Consider the following 11,903-nt stretch of genomic DNA (forward strand, 5'->3'; position numbering starts at 1 on the left):
CGCCGCAGCGATCCGGGTCGGAGTCGCCTATTGTTACCGGTCAGCAAGCCGCAGATCCGGCAGCGCCCCCAGGGGTTGCGTCCGCACCGGGCAGCCGCCGGCCGGCGACATCGACTCCTCCGATGGGAGCACGTGGTGAGCAGGGTGAATCGCAGGACCGCACTGGGCATCGGCAGCGCCGCCACCGCCGGCGTCGTGCTCGGTACCGCCACTCCGGCGATGGCCGCACCGAACAGTGGCGGGCGGAAACTCGACAGCCCCGACCGGGCCCGCGCGGACCAGGTCGCCGCGATCTACCGGCGGGAGAAGACGAAGGCCGGCGGCAACTGGTACGCCTACCTCAGCGTCGCCAGCGGGGCCGGCCCGGCGCCACTGCCGGCGGTACGGGAGAACCCGGACACCGTCGTCGAGGCGTACAGCGTCAACAAGATCGCGGTGGCGACGGCGGTACTGGACAAGGTCGACCGAGGGCTGCTCACCCTGGACCAGCGGGTCGAGGTCACCTCGGCGATCGTGGTGCCCGGCGGCGACGGCATCTTCAGCCTGGACGGCGCCTATCCCAGCTCGGTGACCCTCGGGCACGTGCTCGCCGCGCTGCTGACCGTCTCCGACGACACCGCCGTCCGGCTCTGCGGCCTGGTCTGCCCGGCCGCCGAACTCAACCAGATCCTCGTCGCCAAGGGGTTCCCGAAGACCCAGGTCGAGCCGGTGGCCAACCCGAACCGGTTCTTCCTCGGCACCAGCACCGCCCGGGAGACCCACGACCTGCTCCAGGCGCTGGTCCGGGGCACGCTGCTCTCGGCCACCTCGACCACCTTCCTGCTCAACCAGCTCCGCGCGCCGATCGCGTTCACCGACGGCATCCGCCGGAACATGTCCTCGGCCGACCGGGCCCGGATCGCCACCAAGGCGGGCTGGTTCGGCAACGCCCGGCACGAGGCCGGACTGATCTTCGACCCGGCCGGTACGCCGGTGCTGACGTACGTACTCTTCGCCGACGGCCAGGCCGACCCGGACAACTTCGGTTCGACCCACCCTGCGGTGCAGGCCCGGGCGGCGATGGGTCCGGCCTTCCTCGCCGCGGTCGACGGGCTGAGCAACCTCTCGGTGCCGGCCCGCCGTCCCAGGATGTACCAGCCGACCAACGGCGGCTGACGCCCCGGCACCCGGACCGACGCCGGATTCCGGCCCACGTCCGGGCTCCGGGAAGGTGGCCCCCCGACCCAGCCGGGTCGGGGGGGCGGCCGGCGGCCGCTATCCGGCGTCGACGGGTCGGCGGGCCAGCAGGTAGCCCTGGTGGGTCAGCTCCCGCTCGGAGTCCGGCGCCCGGACGGCCTTCAGCCGGACCTCGAACCCGGCCTCGACCAGCAGTCCGGCGACCTCCTCCGGTTGCTGACGGTAGAAGTCGAGCGAGATCGTCAGGTCGTCCACCCGCTCGTAGCGCTTGCGGTCTTCGCCGACCTGGAAGGCGAGCATCAACTGCCCGCCCGGGGCCAGCACCCGGTGGAACTCCGCGAACACCTCGGGGCGGCGCTCCCAGGGCACGTGGATGATCGAGTAGTTGGCGAGCAGGCCACCCAGGGACGCGTCCGGGAGGTCCAGCGCCAGCATCGACCCCACCTCGAACCGCAGGCCGGGGTAGGCCCGCCTGGCCAGGGCGATCATCCTCGGCGACAGGTCGACGCCGGACGCCTCCAGACCGAGTTCGTGCAGGGCCTTGGTGAGCCGACCGGGGCCACAGCCGACGTCGGCGACCACGGTGTTGCCGGTCGCCGTGACCCACTCGGCGAAGAGGGCCAGCAGTGCCCGGTCCACCGGCATCCGGGGCAGCTCGGTGGCGACGAGGTCGAGGTGGTCGACGGAGAGCGCGTCGTAGGACTCGCGGGTGGCGTGCAGGAACGGTGCCTCGGTCATGGACGGCAACCCTAACGGCCGGGTCACGGAGCCCGGCGCCGCCACGGGCGGCAGAGCGGGCGGACTACCCGGGTCCGCGCCGGGCGCCCGCCGGCCGGCGTACCCTCGCTCGTGGGGACGAGGGGGCCCGGAACAGATGCGCGGAGAGGCAGGACGGGACGACGTCGCGGCGCGGCGCCGTCGGCGGCGGCGCCTGCGGTGGTCGGTCGCGCTGGCCGCGCTCGGCGCGGCCGCCTGGGCGGTCCGGGACGTGCCAGCCGCGCTCGGCCGGCTCCCCGACGGCGCCCGGGCCGACCGGGTACGCCGCTCCCCGCAGTTCCGGGCCGGCGCCTTCCGCAACCCGGTCAGTACCCGGATCGCGCTGCCCGGCACCGGAGCGGCAATCCTCCGGGAGATGCTCTTCGGCGACCAGCCCCGACAGCCCGCCGGCAGCGTGCCGGTGCTGGTGCCGGAGACCGTCGCGCCGGCCACCGCCCCGCCCGGTGAGCTGAGCGTGTTGTGGTACGGCCACGCGTCGGCGCTGATCGAGATCGAGGGACGGCGGGTGCTGCTCGACCCGGTCTGGAGCGACCGCTGCTCGCCCTCGGCCCGGATCGGCCCGCGCCGGCTGCATCCCGTCCCGGTGCCGCTGGACCGGCTGCCCCGGCTGGATGCGGTGCTCATCTCGCACGACCACTACGACCACCTGGACATGCCGACCGTACGTGCCCTGCGGGACGCCCAGTCCGCGCCGTTCCTGGTGCCGCTCGGGGTCGGCGCCCATCTGGAGCGCTGGGGTGTACCGGCGGAGCGGATCGTGGAGCTGGACTGGGGCGAGCGCGCCTCGGTCGCCGGGCTCGACGTCACCGCCACCCCGGCCCGGCACTTCTCCGGACGCGCGTTCGCCCGGGACCGTACCCTCTGGGGCTCCTGGGTGGTGGCCGGCCGGACCCGTCGGGTCTTCTGCTCCGGCGACTCCGGCTACTTCGAGGGCTACGCCCAGATCGGTGCCGGGTACGGCCCGTTCGACGTCACGCTCATCCAGATCGGCGCGTACGCCACCGCCTGGCCGTACATCCACATGTACCCGGAGGAGGCGGTCACCGCACACCTGGACCTGCGCGGCGGACTTCTCGTTCCGGTGCACTGGGGCACCTTCAACCTCGCCCCGCACGGCTGGGCCGAACCGGTGGACCGGCTCTGCCGGGAGGCCGAGGCCCGGGGCGTACGCCTGGCGGTGCCGCGCCCCGGTGAGCGGGTGGTCGTCGACCACCCGCCCCCGGTGGACGGTTGGTGGCGGCAGCTCGGCTGAGGCGCCCGACGGGACGGCACCCCCGCTGCCCCCGCGCGGCTCCGCCCCCCGGGTCGACCGGCGGCCGGAGGTGGCGGTCAGCGGGTCAGGGCGAGATCCGGCTCCTCGGCCGGCGACGGATCGGCGACACCCCGGCCGACGGCCTGGTAGACATCCGGCCGGATGCTCCGCAGCAGCAGCCCCCAGCCGAGCCCGACCAGCGCGGCGACCAGGACAACCCCGGGCAGCAGCCAGGCCAGGTAGGCCGGGTTGCCCGGGGCGAGCAGCGCGTCGAAGTTCACCAGCAGCACCGCCAGGACGGCGAGGAGCAGCACGGTGGCCGACGCCGGGGCGACCAGCCGCTGCCAGGCGTTGACCCCGGCCTGCGGGCGGCGGCTGAAGAAGCCCACCACCGAGGCGGAGGTGAGGGTCATCAGCAGCACCACCCCGACCGCCGAGACACCGCTGAGCCAGGTGAACAGGTCGAGCACCGGATCCCGGTCGGCCAGCACGAAGGCCAGCACCACGCCGAGGGCCAGCAGGGTCTGGGTCAGCGAGCCGGCGACCGGGGCCCCGGTGCGGACCCCGGTCTGGCTGAGGAAGGAGGGCAGCACCCGCTCCCGGCCGAGCGCGAAGAGGTAGCGGGCCACACCGTTGTGGAACGACAGCAGGGCGGCCAGCACCGAAGTGATGAAGAGCAGGTTGGCCACGTCCGCCACCGTGCTGCCGGCATGCTCGGCCAGGGTCCCGAAGACCACCCCCGGGCCGGCCTCGACCGAGGCGGCCTGGGCGTTCTCCGGACCGGTGACGACGGTCAGCGCCCAGGCCGACAGCGCGTAGAAGGCGCCGGTGAAGGCGACCGCGACGTAGGTGGCCCGGGCCACGGTACGGCGGGGGTCCCGGACCTCCTCGCTGTAGATCGCCCCGGACTCGAAGCCGGTGAAGCAGGCGATCCCCAGTGCGAAGACCGCACCGAGCCCCGCCGCGAAGAGGTTGCCGGGGTCGAGCCCGGCGAGGCTGATGCTGCCGCCGGCCGGGTTGCCGAACGAGACCACGTCGAAGATGACGACCGCGAGACATTCCAGCAGGAGCAGCACCGCGAGGACGGTCGCGTTCAGGTCGACCTGGAGCACGCCGAGGACCGCGACCACCACCAGCCCGACCAGTGCCCAGACCCACCACTGCCGCTCGACGCCGAACTTGGTCGCCATGAAGTCGCCGAGGATGGCGCCGAAGAGTCCGTAGAGTCCTATCTGGATCGCGTTGTAGGAGGCCAGGGCGATGAAGGAGCCGGAGACCCCGCCCGCCCGGCCCAACCCGTTGGCGATGTACGAGTAGAACGCCCCGGCGTTGCTGACGAACCGGCTCATCGCGGCGTAGCCGACGGCGAACACCCCGAGGACGGCGGCGAGCAGCACATAGGACAGGGCCGCGCCGACGTTGCCGCTGACGGCGTACATCGTCGTGACGCCACCGCCGAGCACGGTCAGCGGCGCCGACGCCGCGACGGTGAAGAAGACGAGATGCACGGTGCCCAGACGTCCCCGGCGCAGGCCGGTCTCCGGGGCGGAACTCGATGACATATGTCGGTCTCCCGGTGTGGGGTGACGAGAAAGGGGCTCTCGAATGACACCGGAGAGGTTATGGGCGATCACGCCCCGCGACAAGAGATCGACACATCACAGTATCCAAACACGCAGGGCCAGGGCGGGTTGAACGGACAGTGGGCATGCCGTACCGTCCTGCATCGACATTGCGGAGTGACCGCCCCGGCACGCCAGCCGGCCGGCCGAGGATGACGATGACCAATTACCCGGGCCCACCCACCGAGCGGCTGGCCGACGAGCTGTTCCTCATCGCACACGATGACTACAGCGGGAAGCCGCATGCCGCCGCGAACCTGGTGGACGCCGCGCTCTCCGGCGCGCTCCTCGCCGAACTGCTCTTCGACGGGCGGATCACCCTCATCCGGTCCGGCGTCTACGTCGCCGACGACCGGGCCTGGCGGGAGCCGGTCACCGACCGCGTGCTGGCCGAGATCGTACGTCGTGGTGACGGCCATCCGGCGCGATCGTGGCTGGAGTTCCTCGCCCCCCGCGTCCGGGACCACGTCGGCGACCGGCTGGTCAGCGCGGGTGCGGTCCGCCGGATGACCACCCGGGGGCTGAACCTCCGCATCACGGTCCGCTTTCCCGGGCTCGACCCGAACCGGGTGGCCCGGCCCCGGGTCCGGCTCAACGCCGTCCTGGAGCGCTCCGACCAGCCGCTGGACGCCCGCACCGCGACGCTGGCCGGACTGGTCCGGGCCGGTGGACTGGTCCGGGCGCTGATCCCGACCAACCGGACGATCGTCACCGAGCGGATCGCCGCCGGCCGGCGGCTGCTCCCGACGGAACTCGGCGACCTGCTCGACGCGGTCGACGCGGCGGTTGCCGCCACCACGCTCACGCTGCGCCGCTGACCGCCCCGGCCACGGTTGCGCCGACTCGCCCCGGCCGGCCGAACCTCAGCCGCCGGGGCAGTTGCCGGCCGACTCGTCGCCGGCCGCATGGCAGTGCGTCGCGGTGCTGGCCGGCACGTCCAGGGTGGGATTGCGGTCGAAGAACCCGTCCGGCCGCAGCGTGAAGCCGCACCGGTCCACCGGCATCACCGGCCACTCCTCCGGGCGGGGGAAGTGCGTGGTGCCGAAGGTGTGCCAGAGCACGATGTCCTCGCCGTCGATCGGCCGGTCGGCCGCGACGTACTCCGGCAGTCCGGCCCGGCCGGGGTGCTGGTTGACCAGGTCACCGGCGGGGTAACGCTGCTCCGGGTCGTACCGGGTGACCCAGAGCGAGCGGGTGGCGAAGGCGGCCCGCCGGGCAACCGAGGAGTCGGGAGCGGCCAGCAGCACCGACTGGCCCTCGGGGCGGAGCTGGTAGCCGACCGGCCGGCCGAGTCGGCCCAGCCGCTCCGGGTTGGAGATCCGCCAGCTCCGGCCGACCGAGGCGTCGGCGTGCCGGGCGCCCTCGGACTCCGTCGAGAGCCGGGTCGCCACCCGGGTGAAGGCGTTGCCGTACGGGTTGTCCGGGCCGACCGGCAGCGCCCGTACGTCGAGTTCGTCGACGGCGTTGCGGGTCCCGTCGACCGTCACGTCGAGCCGGGCGCTGAACAGGTGCTGGTGGTACGGCGCGCCGAGCCCCGGCGCCACCTCGGTCGCGTACCCGCTCCCCTCGGTGTAGGCCGAGGTGAAGAGCACCCCGGTCGCCTTCACCTCCAGTTGGATGGTGCCGTCGAGGTAGAGGTACCAGTAGAAGCCGTAGTCGTAGTTGCCGACGGTGACGAAGGAGGAGATGACCAGCCGGCGCTGCCGCCGGGTCTCCGCGGACTCGGTGAAGAGGTCGGTGTGCTTCCACAGCACCCCGTGGTCCTCCTCGTGCAGGCAGATCGCGTTGCGCACCTCGCGCGGCTCGCCGGCCCCGTCGGCGAGGACCGCGTCGAAGTAGTAGATCTCGCCGAGGCAGTCGCAGCCCAGCACCAGCGAGTTCACCTGCTGGCCCAACAGGTATTCCCCGGCGTCGAAGTAGTTCTGCCAGAACCGCACCGGGCTCGGGTCGGCGTACGGGACCACCATCTCGGCGACCGAGGCGCGGTAGAGGACCGGACGCTCCCGGCCGGCGTCGGTGAAGCCGAGCTGGTGCAGCACCAGACCCTCCCGGGGGTCGAAGCCGACCCGGAAGGTCCAGTTCTGCCAGCGCACCGCGTCACCGTCGACCGAGAAGCTCGGGCCCTCCGGCTGGGTGATCTCGATCGGCTTCAGGCTGGTCCGGGCCGGCCCGACGTACGCCGGGTCGTCGAAGTTGCCCTCCTCGGCCGGTACCGGCAGCAGTTCGTGGTCGATCAGCTCGACGACCCGGCGCTCGGTCAGGTCGACGTAGGCCACCACGCCGTCGATCGGGTGCGCCCAGCAGTGGTCCTCGGGGCGGTGGGCGAGGAAGGAGAGCACCCGCAGCAGCCGCTTGCCCCGCTCCCCCGGCAGGTCGAAGTCGCCGGCCGAGAGTGGGCAGGGCCGGACCAGGTCGAGGTCGGTGACGCCCCGGCGTTCCATCGCCGCCCGCCAGCCCGGGTCGGCCTTGACGATCTCGTCGACGGCGACGAACTCCTCCAGCATGATCGGCGGCTGCCCGTCCCGGGCCGCGTCGTGCTCGCGTACCGACTCGACGGTGCCGGTGGTCACCGACGCCAGTACGGTCCGGGCGACGCCGGTGGCGACGTCGAGGAGTACCGCCCGGACCCGGCGGTCCACCGGATCGCCCGGCCGGTACGCCAGCACCACGTCCTTGGCCGGCTCCGCCAGGGCCAGCACGGCGAACCGGACGGTCGGGCCGAGCAGCCCCGCCCGGTCCAGCAGCGTCCGGGCGGCCCGGATCTCGTCGGCGGTGAGCCGGGCCAGCGGATGCCCGTCGGTGACGCCCGCACCGGAGCCGGCGGGCCGGTCGTCGGCCAGAAGAGTCATGTCGGTCCTCGTCGATTCGCGGAGCACTCCGAGCCGACCTAACCCGAATCACTCTCGGTTGTCCAGAGTCGACGGGGCGTGAACCCGAGACGCCGGCTCGGCACCGCCGCCTGACCCGGCGACCGCGGCCCGGTGCCGGCCGGCGAGGAGTCCGGAACCCGGCCGGTGGCGCCGGCCGGCGAGGAGCCCGGAATCCGGCCGGTGCGGCACAATGCTTCCCGGCACCCAGTTGCCCGGCCCGGCCCCGGCGGCGGGTGCGGGCGGAACCGAGTGGAGAAGGCGGAACAGGACGTGACAACCTCTGCGCAGCCGCGCTCTGTGCACCAGCGGATCGCCGAGGAACTCGGCGTACACGAGCGGCAGGTACGGGCCGCGGTGGAGTTGCTCGACGGCGGCTCGACCGTGCCGTTCATCGCCCGTTACCGCAAGGAGGCCACCGAGTCGCTCGACGACGCCCAGCTGCGCACCCTGGAAGAACGGCTGCGCTACCTGCGGGAGCTGGAGGAGCGCCGGGCGGCGGTGCTGGAGTCGATCCGTGGCCAGGGCAAGCTGGACGAGGCGCTGGAAGCGCAGATCATGGCGGCCGACTCGAAGGCCCGGCTGGAGGACATCTACCTGCCCTACAAGCCGAAGCGGCGGACCAGGGCGCAGATCGCCCGGGAGGCGGGGCTGGAGCCGCTGGCCGACACGCTGCTGGCCGACCCGTCGCAGGATCCGCGCACGGTGGCGACCGGCTTCGTCAACCCGGACGCCGGGGTGGCCGACCCGACCGGGGCGCTGGACGGGGCCCGGGCGATCCTGGTCGAGCGGTTCGCCGAGGACGCCGACCTGATCGGCTCGCTGCGCGAGAAGATGTGGTCGCGGGGCCGGCTGGTCTCCCGGGTACGCGACGGCCAGCAGGAGGCCGGCGCCAAGTTCGCCGACTACTTCGACTTCGCCGAGCCGTACACCAGGCTCCCCTCGCACCGGATCCTGGCGATGTTCCGGGGCGAGAAGGAGGGCGTGCTCGACCTGACCATGGACCCGGAGGAGGCGTCCGCGCCGGACGACGCGCCGGTCGGGCCGACCCGCTACGAGCAGGAGATCGCCGCCAGGTTCGGCGTCGCCGACCGGGGCCGGCCGGCGGACCGCTGGCTCGCCGACACGGTGCGCTGGGCGTGGCGGACCCGGATCCTCATCCACCTCGGTGCCGACCTGCGGATGCGGCTCTGGCAGGCGGCCGAGGACGAGGCGGTCCGGGTCTTCGCCACCAACCTGCGCGACCTGCTGCTCGCCGCGCCGGCCGGTACCCGCCCGACGATGGGGCTGGACCCGGGGCTGCGTACCGGGGTGAAGGTGGCGGTGGTCGACGCGACCGGCAAGGTGGTGGCGACCGACACGATCTATCCGCACGAGCCGCGCCGGCAGTGGGACGCCTCCATCGAGACGCTGGCCAAACTGGCCCGGGCGCACAGGGTCGAGCTGGTGGCGATCGGCAACGGCACCGCCTCCCGGGAGACCGACAAGCTGGCCGGCGACCTGATCAAGCGGTACGCCGACCTGAACCTAACCAAGGTGGTGGTCTCCGAGGCCGGCGCGTCGGTCTACTCCGCCTCCGAGTACGCCTCGCAGGAGCTGCCCGGCCTCGACGTCTCGCTGCGCGGCGCGGTCTCGATCGCCCGCCGGCTCCAGGACCCGCTGGCCGAGCTGGTCAAGATCGACCCACGCTCGATCGGCGTCGGGCAGTACCAGCACGACCTCTCCGAGGTGAAGCTCTCCCGCTCGCTGGACGCGGTGGTGGAGGACTGCGTGAACGGCGTCGGCGTGGACGTCAACACCGCCTCCGCGCCGCTGCTGACCCGGGTCTCCGGGATCGGCGCCGGGCTGGCCGAGAACATCGTGCTGCACCGGGACGCCAACGGCCCGTTCCGGACCCGGCAGGCGCTCAAGCAGGTGCCCCGGCTCGGCCCGAAGGCCTTCGAGCAGTGCGCCGGCTTCCTGCGCATTCCCGGCGGCGACGATCCGCTGGACGCCTCCAGCGTGCACCCGGAGGCGTACCCGGTGGTCCGGCGGATCCTCGCCAGCACCGGCGGCGACCTCTCCGCGCTGATCGGCAAGACCGCCGTGCTGCACAAGCTCAAGCCGGCCGAGTACGTCGACGACACGTTCGGGTTGCCGACCGTCACCGACATCCTGAAGGAGCTGGAGAAGCCGGGGCGGGACCCCCGGCCGGCGTTCCGGACCGCGACCTTCGCCGAAGGGGTGGAGAAGATCGGCGACCTGACCCCCGGGATGCTGCTGGAGGGCGTGGTCACCAACGTGGCGGCGTTCGGCGCGTTCGTGGACGTCGGGGTGCACCAGGACGGTCTGGTGCACGTCTCGGCGATGTCCAAGACCTTCGTCAAGGACCCGCGTGACGTGGTCAAGTCCGGTGACGTGGTCCGGGTGAAGGTGCTGGACGTGGACGTACCCCGGAAGCGGATCTCGCTCACCCTGCGGCTGGAGGACGAGGCCGAGCCCCGCCCCGCGCGGGACCGGGGCGGTGAGCCCGCCGGCCGGCAGCGCCAGGGCCGCGGCGGCCCGGGTGGCGGCGGTACCGGTGGCGGCCGGTCCGGCGGTGGTGGCGGGAACCGGTCCGGCGGTGGCCAGGGTGGCGGGTTCGGCGGCGGCGCGCTGGCCGACGCGCTGCGCCGGGCCGGGCTGGACAAGGGCCTCGACGGGCACCGCCCCGGACGGTAGTCGGCCGGTCCCGGGCGGTAGCTCGGCCGGCTCGCCGCGACCGGCCACCGCCGGTCGCGGCGGGCCCCCGGCGAGCCGGCATCCTCGCTACGGGTACGGACGGCGGTCAGGCACCGCCGGTACGGTCCGGCACCGCGCGGGACGGGTCGGTCGGGTCGGAATCCCGGGGAGCGGGCGCGGGACGGCCCCAGCGGATCCAGGGTGGCCGGGCGGCGGCGACCCGTTCCCACCACAGCCGCTGCACCAGCAGCGTGAGGACGCCGGCCACGACGATCGCGCAGAGGTTGATCAGCAACTGGAGGAGCGACCCGAACGCCTCGTCGAAGACTCCGTAGCCGAGCGCGACCGCGACGTTCGCCGCGGCCGGGACGGTGGTGACCGAGATCAGCACCCCGACCAGCGAGCCGGACCGGTTCGAGGTGACCGAGAGCATCCCGGCCACCCCGGCCAGGAAGCCGACCACCCAGGAGAGCGCGTCGGGCCGCCAGATGAAGTCGGTCATCGGCCGCTCGGCGAGCAGCATCGACCGGTCGATCAGGTCGGCGGCGGTCAGCAGCCAGGTGCTGAGCACGGTCACCGCCATCGCGGTGAGGAAACCGACGCCGAGCGCCAGCAGCGAACGCCGGATGACCGGCCTCCGCCAGCGCAGCAGCGCCACGCAGAGCGCCGCGAGCGGCCCGAACTCCGGGCCGACCACCATCGCACCGATGATCAGAATTGGCTGGTCGAGCAGGACCGCGATGCCGGCGATGACGGTGGCCAGGGTGATCAGCAGCAGGTACGTCACCGAGAGCCGGGTCTCCTCGCCGGTCTTCTGGGCGATCTCGTCCCAGACCACCGCGTCGGTGCCCAGCCCGGGTGCCGCCCGGGCGGCCCGGTCGGCGGCGGCTGAGAGGGTGACGTCGACCCCGGTTCCGACCACCCCGCCGGACCGGTCCACGCCGAGGGCCCGCAACGCCTCCAGCAGCTCGTCGGCACCCTCCCGTACGACGTCGCAGAGCACCACGTCACCCGGGGGCGTACGGGCGGCGCCCGGCAGCACGATGACGTGCGCCACGGCGGGATCGGCGGAGAGCAGCTCCTGCACGGCGGCGGACCGGTCGGTCGGCACGATGATCCTCAGGTGCAGCACGACAGTCATCCTCCACTCGGCCACGGCCGGCGCGTGGGTCGGTCGGCGACGACTCTAGTGCCCCGCCCGATCCGGGGCGGGCGGTCAGGTCGGCGTGCCCTGCCCGGCATCGCCGGCCGGTCCGACGGGCGCCCCGCCGGGACCGGCCCGGAGTCCGGCCGCGGCATCGGCCCGGCGCAGGGCCAGGGTCTCCCGGATCCGGCGCCGGAGCGCGGACCGCCGGGCCCGGTCGGCCGGCCCGCCGCGCCCGCCGGGTACGACTGCGATCCCTTTCGACATGCCCGCACGGTAGGAGCGCGGATGTGCGAAAGCTGTCAAGAACGTGTGCCCACCGGGTTCGGGCCGTCCCCTGACCGTTTCCGGATAGCGACTTCATC

The 11,903-nt window shown here is 73.4% G+C and carries 9 protein-coding genes; 4 read left to right on the forward strand and 5 right to left on the reverse strand.

Annotation, left to right across the window (positions count from 1 at the left end):
* Positions 1–135: 135 nt before the first annotated feature.
* Positions 136–1,155, forward strand: coding sequence for a serine hydrolase (locus V1634_RS32815; RefSeq protein WP_331211505.1), 1,020 nt, complete (start codon positions 136–138; stop codon positions 1,153–1,155).
* Positions 1,156–1,254: 99 nt separating this feature from the next.
* On the opposite strand, the gene V1634_RS32820 is transcribed toward V1634_RS32815, so the two are convergent.
* Positions 1,255–1,914, reverse strand: coding sequence for a class I SAM-dependent methyltransferase (locus V1634_RS32820; protein ID WP_331211506.1), 660 nt, complete (start codon positions 1,912–1,914; stop codon positions 1,255–1,257).
* Between the two features lie 136 nt (positions 1,915–2,050).
* On the opposite strand from V1634_RS32820, the gene V1634_RS32825 reads away from it, so the two are divergent.
* Positions 2,051–3,205: an MBL fold metallo-hydrolase gene (locus tag V1634_RS32825; protein WP_407951894.1), complete on the forward strand. Its 1,155-nt coding sequence runs from the start codon at positions 2,051–2,053 to the stop codon at positions 3,203–3,205.
* A gap of 77 nt (positions 3,206–3,282) precedes the next feature.
* Here V1634_RS32825 and V1634_RS32830 read toward each other — a convergent pair whose 3' ends face one another.
* Entirely contained in the window at positions 3,283–4,767 is a 1,485-nt protein-coding gene (locus V1634_RS32830) for an APC family permease (RefSeq protein WP_331211507.1), read from the reverse strand.
* A gap of 218 nt (positions 4,768–4,985) precedes the next feature.
* Between V1634_RS32830 and V1634_RS32835 the strand changes: the two genes are divergently transcribed.
* On the forward strand, positions 4,986–5,645 hold the full coding sequence (locus V1634_RS32835) for a GOLPH3/VPS74 family protein (RefSeq protein ID WP_331211508.1): 660 nt from the start codon (positions 4,986–4,988) through the stop codon (positions 5,643–5,645).
* A 45-nt stretch (positions 5,646–5,690) separates the two neighbouring features.
* Here V1634_RS32835 and V1634_RS32840 read toward each other — a convergent pair whose 3' ends face one another.
* Positions 5,691–7,676: a primary-amine oxidase gene (locus tag V1634_RS32840; protein WP_331211509.1), complete on the reverse strand. Its 1,986-nt coding sequence runs from the start codon at positions 7,674–7,676 to the stop codon at positions 5,691–5,693.
* 291 nt (positions 7,677–7,967) lie between these two features.
* Here V1634_RS32840 and V1634_RS32845 point away from each other — a divergent pair, with 291 nt between their 5' ends.
* The gene (locus tag V1634_RS32845) at positions 7,968–10,394 is read left to right on the forward strand and encodes a Tex family protein (RefSeq protein ID WP_331211510.1); all 2,427 of its coding nucleotides are present in this window, start codon (positions 7,968–7,970) and stop codon (positions 10,392–10,394) included.
* Positions 10,395–10,500: 106 nt separating this feature from the next.
* Here V1634_RS32845 and V1634_RS32850 read toward each other — a convergent pair whose 3' ends face one another.
* Both V1634_RS32850 and V1634_RS32855 read right to left on the reverse strand, forming a co-directional pair.
* Positions 10,501–11,526 carry a DUF389 domain-containing protein gene (locus tag V1634_RS32850; RefSeq protein WP_331211511.1) on the reverse strand — a complete coding sequence of 342 codons (1,026 nt, stop codon included), beginning with the start codon at positions 11,524–11,526 and terminating at the stop codon, positions 10,501–10,503.
* Between the two features lie 84 nt (positions 11,527–11,610).
* Positions 11,611–11,805 carry a hypothetical protein gene (locus tag V1634_RS32855; RefSeq protein ID WP_331211512.1) on the reverse strand — a complete coding sequence of 65 codons (195 nt, stop codon included), beginning with the start codon at positions 11,803–11,805 and terminating at the stop codon, positions 11,611–11,613.
* Positions 11,806–11,903: the final 98 nt, after the last annotated feature.

This window comes from Plantactinospora veratri (assembly GCF_036421995.1).
Taxonomy (GTDB): Bacteria; Actinomycetota; Actinomycetes; order Mycobacteriales; family Micromonosporaceae; genus Plantactinospora; species Plantactinospora veratri.

Excerpts from the sequence above, each read along its gene's own strand:
- V1634_RS32820 (WP_331211506.1), bottom strand. The coding sequence starts at position 1,914 with ATGACCGAGGCACCGTTCCTGCACGCCACCCGCGAGTCCTACGACGCG.
- V1634_RS32825 (WP_407951894.1), top strand. The coding sequence starts at position 2,051 with ATGCGCGGAGAGGCAGGACGGGACGACGTCGCGGCGCGGCGCCGTCGG.
- V1634_RS32830 (WP_331211507.1), bottom strand. The coding sequence starts at position 4,767 with ATGTCATCGAGTTCCGCCCCGGAGACCGGCCTGCGCCGGGGACGTCTG.
- V1634_RS32835 (WP_331211508.1), top strand. The coding sequence starts at position 4,986 with ATGACCAATTACCCGGGCCCACCCACCGAGCGGCTGGCCGACGAGCTG.
- V1634_RS32840 (WP_331211509.1), bottom strand. The coding sequence starts at position 7,676 with ATGACTCTTCTGGCCGACGACCGGCCCGCCGGCTCCGGTGCGGGCGTC.
- V1634_RS32855 (WP_331211512.1), bottom strand. The coding sequence starts at position 11,805 with ATGTCGAAAGGGATCGCAGTCGTACCCGGCGGGCGCGGCGGGCCGGCC.